The 19,300-nt window shown below is 41.4% G+C and carries 22 protein-coding genes; 1 reads left to right on the forward strand and 21 read right to left on the reverse strand.

Features of this window, described 5'->3' with window-relative positions; all coding sequences use genetic code 11:
• Position 1 precedes the first annotated feature (1 nt).
• The 4 genes from bshB1 to MHI16_RS10330 are packed head-to-tail and all read right to left on the reverse strand — an operon-like array spanning position 2 to position 2,274.
• Complete coding sequence (gene bshB1, locus MHI16_RS10315) at positions 2-706, reverse strand: bacillithiol biosynthesis deacetylase BshB1 (RefSeq protein ID WP_058014827.1); 705 nt, start codon at positions 704-706, stop codon at positions 2-4.
• Entirely contained in the window at positions 693-1,112 is a 420-nt protein-coding gene (gene mgsA / locus MHI16_RS10320; RefSeq protein ID WP_050943855.1) for a methylglyoxal synthase, read from the reverse strand. Before mgsA ends, bshB1 begins: the two co-directional genes overlap by 14 nt.
• A 17-nt stretch (positions 1,113-1,129) precedes the next feature.
• Positions 1,130-1,933 carry a 4-hydroxy-tetrahydrodipicolinate reductase gene (gene dapB, locus MHI16_RS10325; RefSeq protein ID WP_058014826.1) on the reverse strand — a complete coding sequence of 268 codons (804 nt, stop codon included), beginning with the start codon at positions 1,931-1,933 and terminating at the stop codon, positions 1,130-1,132.
• A 5-nt stretch (positions 1,934-1,938) separates the two neighbouring features.
• Positions 1,939-2,274: a nucleotide pyrophosphohydrolase gene (locus tag MHI16_RS10330; RefSeq protein WP_003215805.1), complete on the reverse strand. Its 336-nt coding sequence runs from the start codon at positions 2,272-2,274 to the stop codon at positions 1,939-1,941.
• 137 nt (positions 2,275-2,411) lie between these two features.
• On the opposite strand from MHI16_RS10330, the gene MHI16_RS10335 reads away from it, so the two are divergent.
• A complete protein-coding gene (locus MHI16_RS10335) occupies positions 2,412-3,284 on the forward strand; it encodes a YitT family protein (RefSeq protein WP_003215598.1) in 873 nt (290 codons plus the stop codon).
• 30 nt (positions 3,285-3,314) lie between these two features.
• On the opposite strand, the gene ypjB is transcribed toward MHI16_RS10335, so the two are convergent.
• From ypjB to trpE, 17 genes are all read right to left on the reverse strand, one after another.
• On the reverse strand, positions 3,315-4,118 hold the full coding sequence (gene ypjB, locus MHI16_RS10340) for a sporulation protein YpjB (RefSeq protein WP_044141118.1): 804 nt from the start codon (positions 4,116-4,118) through the stop codon (positions 3,315-3,317).
• A gap of 65 nt (positions 4,119-4,183) precedes the next feature.
• On the reverse strand, positions 4,184-4,777 hold the full coding sequence (locus MHI16_RS10345) for a DUF1405 domain-containing protein (protein ID WP_058014824.1): 594 nt from the start codon (positions 4,775-4,777) through the stop codon (positions 4,184-4,186).
• 100 nt (positions 4,778-4,877) lie between these two features.
• Positions 4,878-5,645, reverse strand: a complete 768-nt coding sequence (locus MHI16_RS10350) for a menaquinol-cytochrome c reductase cytochrome b/c subunit (RefSeq protein ID WP_003215888.1) — start codon at positions 5,643-5,645, stop codon at positions 4,878-4,880.
• A gap of 42 nt (positions 5,646-5,687) precedes the next feature.
• Positions 5,688-6,362 carry a menaquinol-cytochrome c reductase cytochrome b subunit gene (gene qcrB / locus MHI16_RS10355; protein ID WP_003215804.1) on the reverse strand — a complete coding sequence of 225 codons (675 nt, stop codon included), beginning with the start codon at positions 6,360-6,362 and terminating at the stop codon, positions 5,688-5,690.
• Between the two features lie 2 nt (positions 6,363-6,364).
• Positions 6,365-6,871, reverse strand: a complete 507-nt coding sequence (locus tag MHI16_RS10360) for a ubiquinol-cytochrome c reductase iron-sulfur subunit (protein WP_007500911.1) — start codon at positions 6,869-6,871, stop codon at positions 6,365-6,367.
• A gap of 144 nt (positions 6,872-7,015) precedes the next feature.
• On the reverse strand, positions 7,016-7,462 hold the full coding sequence (locus MHI16_RS10365; RefSeq protein WP_268465947.1) for a YpiF family protein: 447 nt from the start codon (positions 7,460-7,462) through the stop codon (positions 7,016-7,018).
• Positions 7,463-7,523: 61 nt separating this feature from the next.
• Positions 7,524-8,063: a ReoY family proteolytic degradation factor gene (locus MHI16_RS10370; protein WP_003215573.1), complete on the reverse strand. Its 540-nt coding sequence runs from the start codon at positions 8,061-8,063 to the stop codon at positions 7,524-7,526.
• A gap of 75 nt (positions 8,064-8,138) precedes the next feature.
• Positions 8,139-9,410 (reverse strand): tetratricopeptide repeat protein, encoded by a 1,272-nt coding sequence (locus MHI16_RS10375; protein WP_268465949.1) that lies wholly within the window; start codon positions 9,408-9,410, stop codon positions 8,139-8,141.
• 291 nt (positions 9,411-9,701) lie between these two features.
• The gene (aroA, locus tag MHI16_RS10380) at positions 9,702-10,988 is read right to left on the reverse strand and encodes a 3-phosphoshikimate 1-carboxyvinyltransferase (protein ID WP_180310598.1); all 1,287 of its coding nucleotides are present in this window, start codon (positions 10,986-10,988) and stop codon (positions 9,702-9,704) included.
• Between the two features lie 10 nt (positions 10,989-10,998).
• Positions 10,999-12,114, reverse strand: a complete 1,116-nt coding sequence (locus tag MHI16_RS10385) for a prephenate dehydrogenase (RefSeq protein ID WP_058014819.1) — start codon at positions 12,112-12,114, stop codon at positions 10,999-11,001.
• Between the two features lie 113 nt (positions 12,115-12,227).
• Positions 12,228-13,325 carry a histidinol-phosphate transaminase gene (hisC, locus tag MHI16_RS10390; protein ID WP_061410246.1) on the reverse strand — a complete coding sequence of 366 codons (1,098 nt, stop codon included), beginning with the start codon at positions 13,323-13,325 and terminating at the stop codon, positions 12,228-12,230.
• A 10-nt stretch (positions 13,326-13,335) separates the two neighbouring features.
• Positions 13,336-14,139, reverse strand: coding sequence for a tryptophan synthase subunit alpha (trpA, locus tag MHI16_RS10395; protein WP_061408361.1), 804 nt, complete (start codon positions 14,137-14,139; stop codon positions 13,336-13,338).
• On the reverse strand, positions 14,136-15,335 hold the full coding sequence (gene trpB, locus MHI16_RS10400; protein WP_058014817.1) for a tryptophan synthase subunit beta: 1,200 nt from the start codon (positions 15,333-15,335) through the stop codon (positions 14,136-14,138). Before trpB ends, trpA begins: the two co-directional genes overlap by 4 nt.
• Entirely contained in the window at positions 15,316-15,975 is a 660-nt protein-coding gene (locus MHI16_RS10405) for a phosphoribosylanthranilate isomerase (RefSeq protein ID WP_180310595.1), read from the reverse strand. Before MHI16_RS10405 ends, trpB begins: the two co-directional genes overlap by 20 nt.
• A gap of 4 nt (positions 15,976-15,979) precedes the next feature.
• The gene (gene trpC, locus MHI16_RS10410) at positions 15,980-16,732 is read right to left on the reverse strand and encodes an indole-3-glycerol phosphate synthase TrpC (RefSeq protein WP_058014815.1); all 753 of its coding nucleotides are present in this window, start codon (positions 16,730-16,732) and stop codon (positions 15,980-15,982) included.
• Positions 16,725-17,747, reverse strand: a complete 1,023-nt coding sequence (gene trpD / locus MHI16_RS10415; protein ID WP_268465957.1) for an anthranilate phosphoribosyltransferase — start codon at positions 17,745-17,747, stop codon at positions 16,725-16,727. The genes trpC and trpD overlap by 8 nt, the downstream gene beginning before the upstream one ends.
• Positions 17,719-19,266 carry an anthranilate synthase component I gene (gene trpE / locus MHI16_RS10420; RefSeq protein WP_058014813.1) on the reverse strand — a complete coding sequence of 516 codons (1,548 nt, stop codon included), beginning with the start codon at positions 19,264-19,266 and terminating at the stop codon, positions 17,719-17,721. The genes trpD and trpE overlap by 29 nt, the downstream gene beginning before the upstream one ends.
• Positions 19,267-19,300: the final 34 nt, after the last annotated feature.

Raw genomic sequence — 19,300 nt, forward strand, 5'->3', positions numbered from 1 at the left:
ATTACCCCCCAAGTAAGTCGTCATCGATCAAAAGTGGTTTTTTTGTGATAAACCCTTCTGCATAAGCTTTATTGACTTCTCTTCCATACATAGACTCTCTCATTTTGACAAAATCAATATACCCGTTCACAAGAGGTGTCTCAACTGAATTCGCCGATTTCACAAATTGGCTTTGATACGCATGCAGGCTATCAATCTTTTGGTGCATTTCCTCAGAAATATCAATCACAAAATCTGGACGATGATGGCCGTTAATCATGTAATAATACATTTGACTTATTTTATGCGCTGGCTGCTTGTATGAATCTTCAAATTTATGTATCCCTGCCGAAAAAGCAGCCTCTTCTACAAGTGAACCCGCATGACCATGATCTGGATGCCGATCTTGGTGATGCGGAGCAAAAATTAGTTTCGGTTTGTATGTACGAATCACGCCTGCAATGTCCTTCATTGCTTCGTCATTTAAATAAAGCCCTCTGTCTGGCAGTGTAAGCTGGATTCGCGTTGACACGCCTAAAATGGCGGCAGCCGCTTTCGCTTCCTCTTTACGGCTCTCTACTGTTCCATTCGAGGATAATTCAGCCTGGGTCAAGTCGCAAATCCCGACACGTGCCCCTTTTTTTACGTATTTTGCAATCGTTCCGCCCATACCGATCTCTACATCATCGCTATGGGCTCCGAATGCAAGGATATCAAGTCGTTTCATTTGTTCCTCCGTTTTTTGCTACATCTCGAAAATCAAACGTACCTTTATTTAAATTCCTGACTAAAATTTCAGCCGTCCCCATATTGGTGGCAAGTGGAATGGTATACACATCGCAAAGCCGAATGAGTGCAGATACATCTGGTTCATGCGGCTGCGCGGTAAGCGGGTCTCTAAAAAAGAGCACAAGGTCCATTGCATTATCAGCAATTAAAGCACCAATCTGCTGATCTCCCCCAAGTGGTCCTGACTGAAAACGATGAATGGGAAGCCCCGTCGCTTCTTTCACTCTCAAACCTGTTGTCCCTGTTGCGTAAAGTGTATGATTTGCCAATATATCACGGTACGCAATAGCAAATTGGATCATGTCACTTTTTTTCTTATCGTGAGCGATTAAAGCAATGTTCATCAGGAATCCACTCCTTATTAGTCGATGATATTTTCTAAACCATAGACGAGCTGATCAATGTGCATGACTTGTTCAACTGAAAGCTTTACACCTGACATAAACGAGGCACGGTTATAAGAATCATGACGAATGGTAAGCGTCTGTCCGTCCATTCCAAACAGTACTTCTTGATGTGCGATCATACCCGGAAGTCTTACGCTGTGCAGACGGATACCGTCATAATCTGCACCTCGTGCACCTTCGATTAATTCTTTCTCTTCTGGATGTCCTTGCTTTTTGCTTTCCCTGACTTCTGCAATCATTTCAGCTGTTTTAAGCCCAGTACCGCTCGGGGCATCTAGTTTTTTATCATGGTGAAGCTCAATGATTTCAACGTCAGGAAAATAATTCGCTGCCATTTTGGCAAACTTCATCATTAAGACCGCACCGACAGCAAAGTTTGGCGCAATAATGCAGCCTATGCCCTTTTCTTCTGTTAATTGCTGGAGCTCTTTCAGGTCAGCTTCAGAAAATCCAGTGGTCCCGACGACTGGACGCACGCCATGTTCAAGTGCCTTTTTAGTATGTACTTTCCCAATTTCTGGTGTCGTCAAATCAATTAATACATCAGGTGCTGTCTCTGAAAGACACACATCAATATCTGTATAAATTGGCGCCTCAGATGTCGTATGAATCACATCAGATAATTTTTTTCCTTCGTGCGCGTGATCAAGGGCTGCCACAAGCTCAAAATGGCTCGTTTCTTCTGCCAGCTTCACAGCTTCTATCCCCATTCTTCCTCTTGCTCCAGCGATTACTACTTTGATGGTTTGGTTCGTCATCGTCTCTACTTCCCTTCTTTTTTCGTCCAGCGGTCTTTGTCTCTTGTATTGAATTTATGCATCACACGATCATGTGCTTCCTCTAGTGATATATCTAGTGAATTAGCGAGACATGTTAATACAAACAAAACATCGCCAATTTCTTCTTCCATGCTTTTTTCCGTTTCCGTTGTTTTTTTCGGCTTTTCTCCATAGTAATGGTTAACCTCTCTTGCTAGCTCACCTAATTCTTCTGTTAGACGGGCCATCATAGCAAGCGGGCTGAAATAACCTTCTTTAAATTGTCCTATGTAATCATCTACTTCTTGCTGCACGTGACGCAGCGTTTTTTCATTCGTCATGAAGCTCATCCTCCTATCCATCTCTTACATGTTAGCGAAATCATAAATATTTGACAAATGTTTAAAACTCAGTTTGCTTGTTTCTCTCCCATACCATATAATATTATCGCTGTCTAAGCAAAAAAAGGAGTGGTCTCTTGCTAAAAGAAATTCGTCTTAAAAATATCGTATTTATTTTAATAGGATCTGCGATTTTTTCTTTCGGTCTTGTTCATTTTAATATGCAGAACAATTTGGCGGAAGGCGGATTTACAGGTATTACACTGCTTTTATATTTTCTATTCCACATTGACCCATCCATTTCAAACCTTGTCTTAAACATTCCGATCTTTTTTATCGGCTGGAAAATGCTCGGCAGAACCATGTTTACTTATACAATTGTAGGAACCGTCAGTCTTTCTGTCTTTCTTGCCATTTTCCAGCGCTTTCAAATACATATGCCTCTCCAGCACGATTTGGCCCTAGCCGCGCTCTTTGCTGGCGTGTTTATCGGAACAGGCCTCGGGATCATCTTTAAGTTCGGCGGTACTACCGGCGGTGTTGACATCATCGCAAGACTCATCAACAAGCATTATCAGGTGGCTATGGGACGAACAATGTTCATCTTCGACGCTTGCGTCATTACGATTTCTCTTACTTATTTAAATTACAAAGAAGCCATGTATACACTCGTCGCAGTATTTGTTGCTGCGAAGGTCATTGACTTCATGCAAGAAGGCGCTTACGCAGCCAAAGGCGCCATGATCATATCTGAAAAAGATGACATCATTCAAAAGAAAATCACAGAGGAAATGGAGCGGGGTGTCACCATTTTAAAAGGGGTCGGTTCCTATACAAAACAGGAGCGCAACGTTCTTTATTGCGTCGTCCCGAAAAACGAGCTTGTCCATCTTAAAAGCGTCGTGACCTCAGTCGATCCTCATGCGTTTGTATCCGTCAGTGACGTGCATGATGTGCTTGGTGAAGGCTTCACATTAGATGAACACAAAAAGCCGCTCAATCCGCATTAAAAAAAGAAGCCCAAAAATGGTGCTTCTTTTTTATGATTTCGGATAATCAGCTTGTCGCTTTTGCTTCTTCTCTTTTTCAGCACGGTATTTCCTAAATCCAACATACGTTAATGTTAATAAAATGATACTTCCCGTTGTTAAAATGACCCATAAAAGCGATGGGTCAGCCTCATCTTGATCAACGTGGGCAAATACACTCGATAAATCCTCTTCAAGCTTCGTAAGGCGCTCAAGCTTTGTCCCACTTGATGCTTTTAAAAATTCACCTTGCTCAATCACTTCCATATGCTGCTTAATCGTTTGCAGCTTTTCAGGCGAAACATCAATGGTTAAACTCGGATAGATCATATCGTATAAAGAAACCAGCTCATTCCAAGTTTCATAAAACGTCGTCGACTCCGGATCCTTCACTTCTTTTTTCAACGTAGGAAAAGACCCCATAATGGGCTTCTCCAGCGAACCCCAAAGCGGCTCAGAATCTGACTGGATCGCATCGAGCAGCATTCTAAACTGAGAGGCATAACGAAGCTTTTCGCGCTCATTCAATTCTTCCTGCGGCAGCCCTTTTATGATATCTTGATAGCCAACTGTAATTTGCCGAATCTGAGTATTTGTCAGCGTTCCGCGCCAATTCTCAGCTTTAAATGTCTTTTCAACATACAATGCGACCTGTAACGCCTCATCATATTTAGCTTGTCTCGTTAGTTGAAAGATTGAATCTGATAGTTCCGTTAATTCTTGCAGCACACTAGCGGCTGTTTCCTCGCCTTTGGCAACAGATGGCTGTAATACGAGAAAAAATAATAGAATCATCGCGATTGGCTTTCGTTTCATGCAAGTCCCTCCTAGCCCTTCTCCATACAGCGTATGAAGAAAAGGACAAGGTTAGACCAATATTGTTAAGGGAGTTCAAGCTTGATCGATTTTTTCGATAGGACGAGATAATATGAAACAAGAAGAACGGCAATGCTCAACCAAAACGTGACGTAGCCGATCTCGTTTGTATAGGCAGACAGCATAGAATAACGCGGCATCATACCAAATACATAATCAATCACATCATTATGTAAAATCCATATGCCAGCTACCACCAAATGACGCATTTTAAAACGATAGTACGGTGCAAACAATACGGCTTGAACCGCCATCGCAAAGTGGGACCCAATCAGCATGTACCCTTCCCACGGAAAGTCATCCACAGATAAAAGGACAAAGATATTCATTCCTACAGCCCATAACCCGTACTTAATTAAGGTCACGAGGGCAAGTGCTTCAAAATAAGGAGCGTTTCGTTTCATCAAAAACGCAAGTAGAACAAATAAAAAGAAAAAGCTTGCCGTTGGACTGTCTGGAACAAAAGCTAAAAAGATAGCCGGCGTTTCTACAAGCTGTGGAATATACCAATAGTAGCCGTACACAGTGCCAAGGAAATTGATCATCAAGACTAACACAAGCATGTAGCGCGTGGCTAGCAGATATTGAATCCATCTCATATGTCTCTTCACTCACGATCTATTAAAATCAGAAAAAAGCTGACAGCGCCAGCTTTTTCTCTTTTGAGTATATCCTTGTACTTGCATTTAAACAACTGAATTATTTAGATTTGACCTCAGATAAATATTTAGACAGCTTTTCAAGTTCTTCATCGCTGCCTTTAAAGATACCCTTAGGCATGTTACCTTTTCCTTCAACAGCAATCTTAGCGATCTCCTCAGGTGCAAGACCGTTGTCAACAAGTGACGGTCCGGCTGCTCCGCCCTGCATGTTATCCCCATGACAGGAGATACATGTCTGCTCCTGATAAATTTTATACTCTTCCGCTGAGGTGTCAATTTCTGCTTCTTTCTTAATTTCACCTTGCTTTGCCGCTGCTTCCCAATCATGAGTAGCAACAGACTCCCACGTTAAATATGTTGCTGCGCCGACTGCAAGGATCATCATCCCCACTGCAACCGGTCTTCTATACGGTCTGCGTTCAGGACCAGAATCAAGAAATGGTGCGAGCAACAGTGCACCAAACGCAATCCCAGGCATAATCATCGCACCAACTACCGTATAGCCGCCTGCAGCAAATTCATATTTTAATAACTGGTACAAGAATAAGAAATACCAGTCTGGCAGCGGAATATAGCCGGTATCTGTTGGATCAGCCATCCGCTCAAGCGGAGGTGCATGAACCACAGTTAGGACAAGAAATCCAATTAAAAAAACGGCACCTACAAGCCATTCCTTTAAAAGAAAGTTCGGCCAAAAGGCTTCTGTTTTTCCCGGATATTCGGAATAGTCTTTAGGTATGTTAGGTTTTCTTTCTGCCGGAATTCTAGAGTCTCCGACAAACTTCATCCCTTTTCCCCTATGCAAAGTCATCCCCTCCTCATTGAACATTCATCAAACGCAACTTTTTTATAGCGGTCCAGAAATTCCTTGCTTACGAATCATAATAAAGTGGGCAGCCATCAGCCCAAATAATGCCGCTGGCAAGAAAAAGACATGGATAGCGAAAAATCTCGTCAGCGTTTGTGCCCCTACAATGTCAGGATGACCTGCAAGCAGCGTTTTGATCTCTTTACCAATGAAAGGTGTCGCTTCTGCAATTTGAAGACCAACCTTCGTCGCAAATAGCGCCTTCATATCCCATGGCAAGAGATAACCTGTAAAACCAAGTCCAAGCATCACAAAGAAAATGAGCACACCAACAATCCAGTTGAGCTCTCTAGGCTTTTTATACGCCCCTTGGAAAAAGACCCTTAGCGTATGTAAAAACATCATGACAATAACTAAACTCGCACCCCAGTGGTGCATCCCTCTGACAATCTGACCAAATGCCACTTCATTTTGTAAATAATAGACAGATTCCCAGGCGTTTTTAATATCTGGCACGTAATACATCGTTAAAAACATGCCCGAAAGGACTTGAATGACTGTCACAAAAAACGTTAAACCGCCAAAACAGTACACAAAAGCGGAGAAATGATGTGCTGGATTGACATGCTCTGGCACCTCATGATCCGCAATATCTCTCCATATTGGTGTAATGTCTAGCCGCTCATCTACCCAATCATAAATCTTGTTAAGCATCGTTACCCTTCCCCTTTCGGCACAGCTTTTCCAAGATAGAGGTATCCGTCCTTCACTTGCTGCTTATAATGGTCAAGCGGTGCAAGTGGCGGAGTTCCGGGTACGTTTGTACCATCCTTGTCGTACAGCCCATAGTGGCATGGGCAGAAAAATTTGTTTGGATTTTTCGGATCACTGTTCCAGTTCACTGTACATCCTAAATGTTTACAGATTGGCGATAAAGCGACAATTTCATCCCCTTCTTTGTACACCCATGCTGACCTAGATTCCTTTGACTCATACCATGCATCTACTTGATCAATTTTAAAGTCAAAGCGCTTCGGTTCCTTCGTCAGTTCATCTACACTGACAACTTGAACCATATCCTGATCCTCTGTTCCTTTTAGCACAGGGTCAAGCGCAAAGCGAACCATAGGCATGAGCATTCCAGCGGCCATAAATCCCCCCACGCCGGTCAACGTGTAATTCAAAAATTGACGCCTGGACACTCCATGTCTCTTCTCGCTCATTTTTTTCTCCCCCCCTCAGGTCGTCAGCTACTTTATAACTGAATTAGAAAAAATTTCATAAAACTAGGACACCCTCATAATATATCAATCTATTCACAAGGTCAACAGCCTAAAAAGCTATGTACAATGCAAATGTAAGGGTTTTTATGAAGGGTTCCACTTTTGTAACAAAAAGTTCAAAATTTGTTCTACACTGTCTTGTACAATTTTTTGCTTTAATTCTACCTTTAAATGCTCGAGCGGAACCGGCTTTAACAAAAATAGTGATTCACTAACCGCCGCATGCTCTTTCCATTGGTGATCAGATGAGATTAACACGACATGCTGAAAATGATCTTCTAGCGACCGCTTCATCGTGAAGATGTCTTCTAGTTTTCGGTCATTGATTTCTACATATGTATGTGGTGGAAAAAGAAAGACCCGCCCTTTCAGCTGCCTTTCAAGTTCCTCTGCTACAAGAATGGTAAACTCCCCTAAAGATACGGTTTGTTTGATTTGATTCGCATCTATTCCAACTAATGGAATGATAGCGGTATCAATGTAATCTTTAGATTGCAAAAAGCTATCCACATCCTCCGCTTGAAACTTCATCAATTTCCCCTCTTTCATGACATAAGCCCTGCCTGGATAGGGCAAGGCTTATTCGTTCAGTTTATGACAATAGGCTTAATTCTCTTGCTAACTTATTAAATGTTTCTTGATCATGACGGTCAAGTGCTTCATCTATCTCTTTCATAAGCCGTTCTTTTTGGAAAGTTGCGATCGAGTGTTCAAGCACTTTCTCCGCAAGATCCTTATCCTTTTCGTTCTCATAAAGATCCTTTGGAATATGAGGATTTGTTTCAAGCACAGCTGCATATTCCGGAGAACGATAAGCAGAACGGAAATTCAATTGAATAAACAAATCTTGCTGTTTATTCAAACGAATATCATGAAATGACTTTTCAGCATCTGTCGTCATGATGTTTTCTTTATAAAATCTAAAGGGAACTTCATCCACACAGTGTGTTGACATAATGATTCCCCTTGGGCAAAATTCTGCTTGCTCTACAAAATGAACCTTTTCCATCAAAGAGTCGTGACTCATTAAATAATTTAATATCCAAACACACTCTCTTCGCTTTAACTGATAATGGTTTAAAAACCACCGGATGAATTCCTTCTTTTCATTGACAGAAACAGGGGTCTGCATGTTATTCCCTCCTCTATCGTAAATTAAATTGCTATACATGAATTATTCAACAAACCAGTTCTTCATTCCTGCAAACTATAAGGAAATTTCGTCTTCAATTCTCAAAATCGTTTCTTCGATTTCTTCATTCGTGCCATCTTTCTGAAGAACTTTGCGTAATAGCGGCAATGCTTCTTTTTGTCTGCCTTCTTCTAAAAGGAACGATGCGTATTCATATAAAAAGTCACGTTCCTCATCAAAATCAGGCAGAGCCAGCTTGAAGTACTCAGCTGCTTCTTTATATTCCTCTCGTCCAACAGATGCTGATGCAGCATACCAATTCCATTTTGGATCATCTTCCCCAAAGCTTTTAACCTCTTTAATGACATCCAAAATTTCATCAAAAAGCTCTTCATTTAAATAGATCGCGAGCAATGTTTGAATCGCTTCAATATATCCCGGATCAAGAGCAAGTGCTTCTTGAAGCAGCTTTTTCGCATCTTCTGAATCCCCATTTTTCAAGTCAATCTTTGCACCATATAAATATAATTCTTTGTTATACTCATCAATTTTAATACCCTCTTTTACTACCTCTAAAGCCTCGTGATATAGTCCTTCTTCCTCATAACTTTTCGCTAAAGGCATATATAGAGACGAATAAGATGGATCAATATCTTTTAGTTCTGAAAGCTGCTGAATGGCTGTTTTCGTTCGACCAGCCCTCATCGCTGTAAATCCGTAGCCAAAAAGTGTATTCGGATCTGTTTGACCTTTCACTGCCTTTTCGTACCATTCAAGCGCATCTTCAAATTCTCCAGCTGTGCTGAGTGATTCAGCAAGCCTCTGATAAACATTGACGCCGCCAACCTCATGTTGTTGATCTGCAACCTTGTAGAAATAGTCGGCCGCTTTCTTTGAAAGACCTTGTGAAAAATACAATTCACCTAATGCAAAATCAATAATGGCTTCATTTGGGAGCAGCTCTTTTGATTTTAAGAGCTTTTGTTCACTGACTTCAAATAGTCCTTGCATTTGATACAAATCTGCCATTAACAGTAGACTCTCTGGATACGCATCATCATCTTCAGGAATCGTCTCTAATACCGAAATCGCCTTTTCTTCTTCATCAGAGTCAATCAGAAGTTCTGCATAAAAACATGTTAACCCTGTTTCCTCTGGATATAAATCATGTAAATCACTGATGAGATTTCTCGCTTTATCGATATCTCCCCAATCATAATATAACTGAGCTGCCTGCGCCTTTTCTTCATCATGCAAATGCTTTTCTGCCTTAGCAAGTGTTTGAAGTCCTTTTTCAGTCTCACCCGCCTCAACTAATTTTATGGCTTCTTGTAATGAACTATTCAAATCAAACCGTTCCTTTCTGTTTTCCAAAAACCTAAACTATTGTTACTTCATATCATAATCGACAGGTACTCATCCAGCAAATATGTTGCACTTTTAAAATGAACCCATTTTTGTGTTTTAAAGACTGTTTTTCATTTCATCCTTTACAAAACGGAAGTTTTGTAAACTAAAAACACCTAAAATTCATTTTTTGATCAAATAAAATGAATTTTTTCCAGGTTTCATCTTGAGACAAGCTATGCTATATTCCTTACAAATATGCCTAAGGAAAGAAAAAGCCTGAGGACATCCTCAGACTGTTTTTGTTAAGTATTCAATATGTTCAAAGAAATTCGGGTATGAAACGCGTACAGCATCTGTATCTTCAATCTCAACCGCTTGCTTTGTGATACATGCAGCAATCCCAAGCATCATCCCGATTCGGTGATCTCCGTAGCTTGACACGACTGCGCCGCCTTGAAGCGTGGTTTTACCATGAATCTTCATACCATCATCTGTTGCTTCAATATCAGCACCGAGTTTTTTAAGTTCTGACACGACTGTATCAATTCGATTGGTCTCTTTCACTTTTAACTCAGCAGCATCTTTAATGACCGTTGTGCCTTCTGCTTGTGTCGCTAGAAGCGCTATAATTGGAATCTCGTCGATAAGTCTTGAAATCACATCACCAGAAATTTCGATTCCTTTTAATGAAGAGGTCGAGATCGTTAAATCACCATATGGTTCTCCACCTTTTGCATCTACTTCATTGATCTCAAGATTCGCACCCATTTGTTTCAGAACATCAATAATGCCCGTTCTTGTTTTGTTTAGCCCGACATTTTTTAACACAATTCGGCTGTTAGGAACAATAGATCCAGCAACAAGGAAAAATGCAGCTGAAGAGATGTCTCCAGGAACAAATATATCTGTTGCTTTTAATGCTTGACCGCCTTCAATGGAAACACTTTGTTCATCTTCATCTAGTTTCACACCAAACATGGAGAGCATTCTTTCTGTATGATCTCTTGATTTATGTGGTTCAGTTAATGTCGTTGTGCCCTCTGCTTGAAGCCCTGCTAAAAGGACAGCGGACTTAATTTGCGCACTTGCCACCGGAGACTCATATGAGATACCTTTTAAATGGCCGCCACGAATAGACAGTGGCGTATACTCTCCGTTTGCTCTGCCATCTATTTTCGCTCCTAGTTGTTTAAGTGGACCTGTTACTCGCTTCATTGGTCTTTTAGCAATACTCTCATCACCGATCAGTGTACTGTGAAACTCGCAACCAGCTAATATTCCCATCATTAATCGAATGGTTGTACCAGAATTCCCGACATCGAGGACATCAGACGGCTCCTTGAGCTCTTTCAGTCCCTTTCCATGGATCACAACATCGGTCCCTTTTTGTTCAATTTCAACGCCCATCTTTCTAAAACAATCAATCGTACTTAAACAATCGGCTCCAGGGAGAAAGTTTTTCACCACTGTCGTCCCATCAGCAATTGCTCCAAACATCACTGATCGATGAGAAATGGATTTATCACCTGGAATATGAATGACTCCATTCATAGGAGCATGTTTATGAATTTTCATCTTTGTCACCTCAGTCAGCATAAAATGTATCGTAATTCGCTCTATTTTTTATACAGATCTCTGCACGTTTACGGTCGTTTTCTGTTTGAAAACTAATGCGTAAAATCCCATTAATGTCTTCCCGCGTTTCAATAATACGGATATTCGTAATACTAATGTTCTCATTTGCTAAATGCCCTGTAATCTCCGAAATGACCCCAGGGTGATCTGGAACATCCACATAAAGATCATAAAAAGCTGGAATGGCACCTTTTTTCCTCAGAGGAAGTCCATCACGATATTCCTTTGCCTCTTGAAAATAAGAGAACAAGCCTTCAGCGTCTTCTTGCTGTACAAAGGTCTCAATGCGGTCGATCTCTTTTTTCCATTCATGGAACCGGTCTAAAATCTTGTTTTTGTTGTGCAGAAGGATATCTCGCCACATTGCAGGGTTGCTTGACGCAATACGTGTAATGTCACGAAAGCCTCCAGCAGCAAACCGTTTGACGAGTGGGAATTGTTCTTCAAAATGATGTGCTTGATGCACAAGGCTGGCTGCAACAATATGAGGGAAATGACTAATCACACTTGTTACACCATCATGTTCTTCTGGGGTCATCTCAATAAAATGAGCATTTGTCCCCTTTAACAAGTCCTTCAAACGATCAACAGCCTCTCGGTTTGTTTCCTTTGCCGGGGTTAAAATGTAGAACGCATTTTCAAATAAAAAGTCTTTCGCTGCTATGACACCTGACTTGTGAGAGCCTGCCATTGGATGTCCACCAATAAATTGATAGTGCTTAGGAAGCGTTTTTTCTGCATAATGGACGACCTTTTGCTTTGTGCTGCCGACATCTGTGATTGTGAGCTCTCTCTCAATTCCAGAGTTTGCAATATCACGAAGCATCTTGACTGTTTGCTGAACTGGTGTTGCCAAAATAATAGTCGCAGATTCAGCCAAACCTGCCGCAAATGAATCAGCTGCTAAATCAATGATACCCAGCTTTGTTGCTGCAACCATTTGTTCTTTGGACACATCATATCCAACAATTTTTTTATGAGGATACTCTTTTTTAATCGACAGTGCGATGGAACCTCCAATTAAACCAAGTCCAGCGATTAATATTGTTTCATTTGCATCATTCATGTTCATCACCTGTTTTTTCGCGAAAATTAAAAAAGCCATTTCAACAGCTTATATGTATGAGGTTGGTACAATGAAAGCCATATCCTGTAAAAGGATATGACTTTATGGTTATGCTACGCACGAATGCCTTGCAATAAATCAGCAAGTGTACTTAGAATTTCTGCATTTTGCTCCATTGTCCCGACCGTAATACGTAAAGACGTTGGAAAACCAAGTGCTTTACCAGACCTAACAATGTAGCCTTTTTTCAATAATGCATTGAATAATTCATCTGCATCTCTTTTAAAATCAATCAGCACGAAGTTTGTTTGAGACGGATAAATAAATAGTCCAAAACGGTCTGCAAATTCTTGATATTGCTTGAGCCCTGCTTCATTTTTTTGTCTGCATGATTGAATGAAGTCCTGATCTTTTATCGCTGCACGAGCTGCTGCCTGAGCAATACGACTCGTATTAAACGGCTCTCTCGCTGGTTCAATCGCAGTAATCAACTCTTCTGATGCAATGCCATAGCCTACTCGAAGCGCGGCCAGTCCATACGCTTTAGAAAACGTACGGAGTACGATGACATTTTGATAGTTGTGTAATAAAGATAAGCTGTTCGGAAAGTCTTCCGCACGAACGTATTCGACATATGCTTCATCTAGTACTACAAGCACATGAGCTGGTACTTGATCTAAAAACGCCACAAGCTCAGATTCTGACAAATGATTTCCTGTCGGGTTATTCGGGTTACATACCCAGACAACCTTCGTATTCTCATCAATCGCATCAAGCATGCCCTTTAGATCGTGAGCTCCTCCGTCTAAAAGCGGCACCTCTCGAATCTCTGCCCGCTCAATGATTGCATTGTGACGATATTGCGGAAAAGACGGAGCTGGGATGACGGTATTTGTATGTTGGTCAAGGAATGCCCTAGCAATAATTTGCACAAGTTCATCTGAGCCATTCCCGAATATTAATTGTTTTTCATTTACTTGAAGAAACTCAGCAAGCTCTGTCCTTAAACTTGCGCTGTATCCATCTGGATAAATCGCTAAATGTTCGAGTTCAGCTTGTATCGCCTCTCTTGCATGCGTGGAACATCCAAAAGGGTTTTCATTTGAAGCCAATTTCACAATTTTGTCTAATTGATATTCTTTTTTGACCTCTTCAATTGGTTTCCCAGGTTGATACGGTTTTAGTTGTTTTAATTGATCTTTGATTTGCAAAAGTTTCACCTCATTTGAATGAATAGAGGGGACTAAATGTTTTTGCATAGGTTTCAAATTCTCTTAAAGCGTCTTGACGTGTATCATTTGCTAACAATTGATCTTGAAGTTCTTCAATTTTTTTCACAAGTGCACTGCCTACCACGACACCGTCACTCAGTTTATTCATTGAGTCTACCTGCTCTCTTGTTGAGATACCAAAACCGACCGCAACCGGTATGTGACTCAGCTGTTTCACTTGTTGAATAAAATCAGTAATCGATTCGTCAAAGGCTTGTCTGACACCTGTTACACCAAGAGATGAAACACAATACACAAAACCTTCTGCCTGCTCTACAATAGTTACTAATCGTTCCTTACTGGTTGGTGCAACGAGCGAAATATATGAAATGTCATGTGTTTGACAGTTCTTTTGCAGCTCACTGCTTTCTTCAAAAGGCAAGTCGGGTGTTAAGAGTCCCGAAATATGATTTTTGCGCAGTAAAGCGAAAAAGTATTCTGTGTCTAATTGTAACACAGGATTATAATACGTAAATAGAATTACAGGAATTTTTACACCGTTTTTTTTCATCTTCCCTGCTAATTCTATCGCTTTTACGATATTCATGCCATGATTTAGAGCTCTTTTGGAGGCTCTTTGAATGACAGGACCGTCTGCTAGCGGATCGGAATAAGGAACACCTAGCTCAATCGCATGTGCACCGGCTGCTTGAAGGGACAAAGCTAAATCGATCGTGATTTCTTCTGACGGATCTCCTGCCGTAATAAATGGGATGAATAATTTCTCGCCTTGCTCTAATTGAAATGTGATCATTTGGTTTTGCCCTCACTTTCAAGCACATTCATTAATGTATGCACATCCTTATCTCCTCTTCCTGACAGGCAGACAAGGATGATTTCATCTTCACCCATCGTCCTGCTCATCTCAAATGCCTTGGCTAAAGCGTGTGCTGATTCAATCGCTGGCAGAATTCCTTCCTTTTCTGTCAGCAGCTTTAGTGCATCCAGTGCTTCTTGATCTGTAGCACTTACATATTGAACGCGTCCACTTGCATGTAAATAGGCGTGCTCTGGTCCGATCCCGGGATAATCTAAACCAGCTGAAATGGAATAGGGCTCAATAATTTGGCCAAATTCGTCTTGGATTAAATAGGTCAAAGAGCCATGAATGACTCCTTTTGTCCCCTTTGTAATGGTTGCTGCATGAAGCGGGGTATCGATCCCTTTTCCAGCCGCTTCTACACCAATTAAATCAATCTCATCATCCAAAAACGCTCGGTACATTCCAATCGCATTACTTCCGCCGCCGACACAAGCAATGACTTTATGTGGAAGCCTGCCTTCTTTTTTAAGCATCTGCTCTTTTGCTTCATCACCAATCATCCGCTGGAACTCACTGACGATTTGGGGATACGGGTGAGGTCCTACAACTGAACCTATCATATAGAAATGATCACTACAGTGCTGGACCCAATAACGAATCGCTTCGTTCGTTGCATCTTTTAATGTGCCGTTTCCACTTGTGACAGGTATGACTTCAGCGCCAAGGAGCTTCATTCGGAAAACATTGAGAGATTGTCTCTCCACATCCTCTTTTCCCATAAATACCGTGCACGATAATCCAAACTTTGCGGCTACCGTTGCAGCTGCTACTCCGTGCTGTCCAGCGCCTGTTTCCGCGATGATGTTTGATTTCCCCATTTTTTTTGCAAGCAGTGCCTGACCAAGTGCATTGTTGATTTTATGAGCACCTGTATGGTTTAAATCTTCTCTTTTTAAATAGATTTTTGCGCCGCCGAGGTATGCAGATAATTGATCAGCATATGTCAGCGCAGTCGGTCTGCCTGAGTAGTTTTGCAATAGAGAAAGATATTCTTGCTTAAAAGCGGGGTCTTCTTTTAATTCGTTAAATGCTTGTTCTATTTCTTTGAGTGGCTGCATGAGTGTCTCGGGAACAAATTTCCCTCCAAATTCTCCATATCTGCCAAGCTCATTTGGATATGCGTACATCGTTTAACATCCTTTCTTCGAGCGCTTTGATCTTAGCGCTGCTTTTCTTCCCGTTTTCTTCTATACCGCTTGAAAGATCGATCGCTTTTGGGCCATAGGCAAGCAGCTCTGGCAGCGTTTCAGGTGTTATCCCGCCTGCAATGATGCATGTTTTCCCCAGTCGTTTTGCTTGCTGATTGTATACAGGTACCGCTTCCCAAGCAAAAGCTGTGCCAGAACCGCCTCTCATCCCTTTTACTTTCGCATCAATGAGAAAGCCATCGACAAACGGCGCAAATGCCGTCATTTGATCAAGTGTTTCTTTTATATTGGGATCGTGATGAAAGACTTTCCACACTACCGCCCCTGTTTGTTGTTTTATTTGTTTTGCATCCTCTCGTGTTTCATCTCCATGCAGCTGCACGATATCTAAAGGAATATGTTTAGTGATGTCACACACTTTTTGGATTTTTTCATTTACAAAGACACCAGTAATCTCTTTCTCGCACTGCGACTTCATGAGCCATTGTTTCACTTGATCTGGATCGACTTGTCTTTTACTTGGAGCAAAAATAAATCCGATCGCATCTGCTTGAGATTGGGCAATGCATTCTACATCTTCTAGTGAGACCGCCCCGCAATATTTTAAAAAAGGTTTCATCGTGTCATTCTCCAAATAACGTCTGAACGGCTTTTTCTTGTGAGGGTTCTCTCATTAATGATTCACCTACAAGGACAGCACTCGCTCCATGTTTTTTGACAAAGGTTAGATCATCAAATGTCTGAATACCGCTTTCACTTACTAATAAGACATCCTTTGGTACAAGTGGTGCAATCTCTTTTGTTTGCTCAACTGTTGTTTTAAATGTCTTTAAATTTCGGTTATTCACGCCAATGATTTCGGGGGTGAATATATTTAAGATATGTTCCAGTGTATCTTCTGCGTGAACTTCGACAAGGATATCTAGTCCTTTTTCCTTTGCTTCAGCATAGAGCTCATGCAGCTGTTGTGGTTCAAGTACTTCTCCAATTAATAAAATGGCATCTGCACCGATACGTCTCGACTCTTCTATTTGTATTGAATCGATGATAAAGTCTTTTCTTAAAATTGGACGTGCGACGTGTTCTTTAATGTAGGAAAGATACTCGTTTTTCCCTTGAAAAAATGGTTCATCTGTTAAGACTGATAAGCAGTCAGCATTCGATTTTTCGTATGCTTTTGCTGTTTGCAGAGGATCAAAATTCGGCTGAATGATTCCTTTGGAAGGAGATGCCTTTTTCACCTCAGCAATCAACCCAATCGAGCGGTGAGGATTCATGAGTGCTTCTTTAAATGATCGTCTTTCATAGTGTCCATCATGAGGTAGCTGCAACGTTTGGATATGTTCTTTTTTGCGTGCAATGATTTCATTAAGCATAGATCTCTTCCTCTTTCGTTTTTTGTTTTAAACGAGCCAATTGTTCTATGGCTGCTCCGTTTTTAATCGTTTCTAATGCTTTTAATGTTCCTGCCATGAGGCTTTCTGACTTGCCTGCGACATATAAAGCCGCTCCGGCATTCAGAGCTGTAATATGAAGCGGTGCCCCTCCTGTTTGATGATTCAATATATTCTGAATCAATTTCGCACTCTCTTCCGGTGATTGGACCTGAATATCTGATAAGTATCCTTTTTCCAATCCAAAGTCTTCTGGGTTTAGCGTATATTCTGTCATGGCACCTTTTTTAAGTTCAATCACATATGAATTTGCTGTAATCGTTAATTCATCCAGCCCGTCTTCCCCGCATACAAACAGGACATGCTCTGGTTCTAATGGGGCAAGGGCTTCTGCCATTAATTTTGCCTTTTCCTTTGCATACACACCGATGATTTGCTTTTTGGCTTGCAGCGGGTGGCAAAGCGGCCCTAATAGATTAAATACCGTCCGGAAGCCAAGCTGCTTGCGGACTGCTGCTACTTGTTTCATAGATGAGTGGTACAGTGGCGCAAATAAAAAGCCCATGTTTTTCTCTTGTATTTGTTTTCTTGTTTCTTCTGGCGTGGATTGAATGTGAATCCCAAGACACTCTAGCACGTCGGCACTTCCGCTTTTAGAAGAGACTGAACGATTTCCGTGTTTTGCGATTTTAGCACCAGCGGCGGAAGCTACAATAGCAGCTGCAGTTGATATATTAAATGTAGAGAGTCCATCGCCTCCTGTGCCGCATGTGTCAACGACATCAAGTAATCTTTCCGCTGGTTCTGCTTTTTGCCGCATGGCCTTCACAAAGCCCGTCATTTCTTCAGCGGTTTCTCCTCTATGTGCTAAAATCGATAGACTTGCAGCGACTTCAGCATCTGTTAAAGAGCCACTCATCATATCATGCATTAGACTATGTGCTTCATTTTCTGATAGGAAGCCTCCGTTAACAAGAGCTGATAGTCGTTGATTCATCCTGCACACTCTCCTTTTCTGAGAAAATATGTTCAGCAAGCAGAATGGCCCTCAGAAGCGCTCCTGCCTTGTTACATGTCTCTTCCCATTCATTTTCTGGAACAGAATCTGCGACAATGCCAGCGCCTGCTTGTATGGAAGCGGTCTGATCTTTCACGCTCATGGTGCGAATGGTAATACAAGAGTCGATATTACCGTCGAATCCAATATAGGCAATACAGCCGCCATATGTTTCCCTTGGCTCAGGCTCCATTTCATTTAATAATTGCATCGCTCTTATTTTCGGTGCCCCTGTTAATGTGCCTGCTGGAAATGCGGACATGAGTGCATCAACTGGGTGTGTATCCTGCTTTAGCTTCCCGGTCACTATGGAGATGATGTGCATAACATGTGAAAAGTTCACAACTTTTGTAAAGGTCGGTACGGACACGCTGCCGTATTCTGCTACGCGGCCGACATCATTTCTGGCTAGATCTACTAACATGTAATGTTCTGCTTTTTCTTTCTCATCTTCTAGCAGCTCTCTTGCCAGTGCGGCGTCCTCTTCTTTTGTTGCTCCTCTTTTTCTTGTGCCTGCAATAGGATGAATTTCTAAGTGCCTATTTTTGGCATGAATTAATCGTTCTGGTGAGCTTCCGACTAAATCACGGTCTTTTAATTTCATAAAATACATGTATGGAGATGGGTTTACAATGCGCAGCACACGGTATAATTCAAATGAACTCACTGACACTGGGATATCGAATCGCTGTGAGAGTACGCCTTGAAAAATATCACCCGCTCGAATGTATTCTTTGATTTTTTCTACGTCCTGTAAAAATTGCTCTTTTTCATAGGTTGATGTCACATGTTCAAACGACGGTGATTCGTTCATATTCCCTGATAAAATCAGTTCTTTCATATCGATCCTTGTATGGAGTTTGTGAATCATCTGTTCAAGCTGCTTTTGATTTTCCTTGTAAGCTTGTATTTTTTCGTCTTCTGTTTCATTCCCGGTTAGCTGGGTGTATTGGATAAAATGAACATGATTCGTTTCATGATCAAAGGCAATCATCGTTTGGCAAACAAATAGCGTACAATTGTCTGTCGTTGATGCGCTTCGGTGAGGCCTGACAGAAGGTTCAATGCTTGGAATAAGATCGTAACTTAAGTACCCAACTGCCCCGCCTGTAAACGGGATGTCAACGTCTGGTGTCTTGATTTGATATTGCTCTTTCATCCAGTCTAATAAGTCTTTTAGTTCTTGCTTTTTCATGATCTCTTGCCCTGCCGCATCACGTGCAATATATTCGTTTTGGTCATCGTGTAAGGTTAAAAAAGGATGCAATCCGATGAAGGAATATCTCGACCAGCTAGAAGACTCATCTTTGCTTTCTAGTAAATACACAATATCTGCCTTGAGTTTTTCGACAATTTGAATCGGTGAGAGCGTATCAACTGTAATGGTTTCAACAATCGGGATCGTTTTGTGGGACTCGCTGTCCCTTAGAAATCGGGTCAAATTTGATTGGGAATTCATAAGCACACTCCTTAAATGGGATTAAGGAGAATGA

It is taken from the genome of Bacillus sp. FSL K6-0923 (genome assembly GCF_038630825.1).
Taxonomy (GTDB): Bacteria; Bacillota; Bacilli; order Bacillales; family Bacillaceae; genus Bacillus; species Bacillus pumilus.

Excerpts from the sequence above, each read along its gene's own strand:
- bshB1 (WP_058014827.1), bottom strand. The coding sequence starts at position 706 with ATGAAACGACTTGATATCCTTGCATTCGGAGCCCATAGCGATGATGTA.
- mgsA (WP_050943855.1), bottom strand. The coding sequence starts at position 1,112 with ATGAACATTGCTTTAATCGCTCACGATAAGAAAAAAAGTGACATGATC.
- dapB (WP_058014826.1), bottom strand. The coding sequence starts at position 1,933 with ATGACGAACCAAACCATCAAAGTAGTAATCGCTGGAGCAAGAGGAAGA.
- MHI16_RS10330 (WP_003215805.1), bottom strand. The coding sequence starts at position 2,274 with ATGACGAATGAAAAAACGCTGCGTCACGTGCAGCAAGAAGTAGATGAT.
- ypjB (WP_044141118.1), bottom strand. The coding sequence starts at position 4,118 with ATGAAACGAAAGCCAATCGCGATGATTCTATTATTTTTTCTCGTATTA.
- MHI16_RS10345 (WP_058014824.1), bottom strand. The coding sequence starts at position 4,777 with ATGAGATGGATTCAATATCTGCTAGCCACGCGCTACATGCTTGTGTTA.
- qcrB (WP_003215804.1), bottom strand. The coding sequence starts at position 6,362 with ATGCTTAACAAGATTTATGATTGGGTAGATGAGCGGCTAGACATTACA.
- MHI16_RS10360 (WP_007500911.1), bottom strand. The coding sequence starts at position 6,871 with ATGAGCGAGAAGAGACATGGAGTGTCCAGGCGTCAATTTTTGAATTAC.
- MHI16_RS10365 (WP_268465947.1), bottom strand. The coding sequence starts at position 7,462 with ATGAAGTTTCAAGCGGAGGATGTGGATAGCTTTTTGCAATCTAAAGAT.
- MHI16_RS10370 (WP_003215573.1), bottom strand. The coding sequence starts at position 8,063 with ATGCAGACCCCTGTTTCTGTCAATGAAAAGAAGGAATTCATCCGGTGG.
- aroA (WP_180310598.1), bottom strand. The coding sequence starts at position 10,988 with ATGAAAATTCATAAACATGCTCCTATGAATGGAGTCATTCATATTCCA.
- MHI16_RS10385 (WP_058014819.1), bottom strand. The coding sequence starts at position 12,114 with ATGAATGATGCAAATGAAACAATATTAATCGCTGGACTTGGTTTAATT.
- trpA (WP_061408361.1), bottom strand. The coding sequence starts at position 14,139 with ATGATCACATTTCAATTAGAGCAAGGCGAGAAATTATTCATCCCATTT.
- trpB (WP_058014817.1), bottom strand. The coding sequence starts at position 15,335 with ATGTACGCATATCCAAATGAGCTTGGCAGATATGGAGAATTTGGAGGG.
- MHI16_RS10405 (WP_180310595.1), bottom strand. The coding sequence starts at position 15,975 with ATGAAACCTTTTTTAAAATATTGCGGGGCGGTCTCACTAGAAGATGTA.
- trpC (WP_058014815.1), bottom strand. The coding sequence starts at position 16,732 with ATGCTTAATGAAATCATTGCACGCAAAAAAGAACATATCCAAACGTTG.
- trpD (WP_268465957.1), bottom strand. The coding sequence starts at position 17,747 with ATGAATCAACGACTATCAGCTCTTGTTAACGGAGGCTTCCTATCAGAA.
- trpE (WP_058014813.1), bottom strand. The coding sequence starts at position 19,266 with ATGAATTCCCAATCAAATTTGACCCGATTTCTAAGGGACAGCGAGTCC.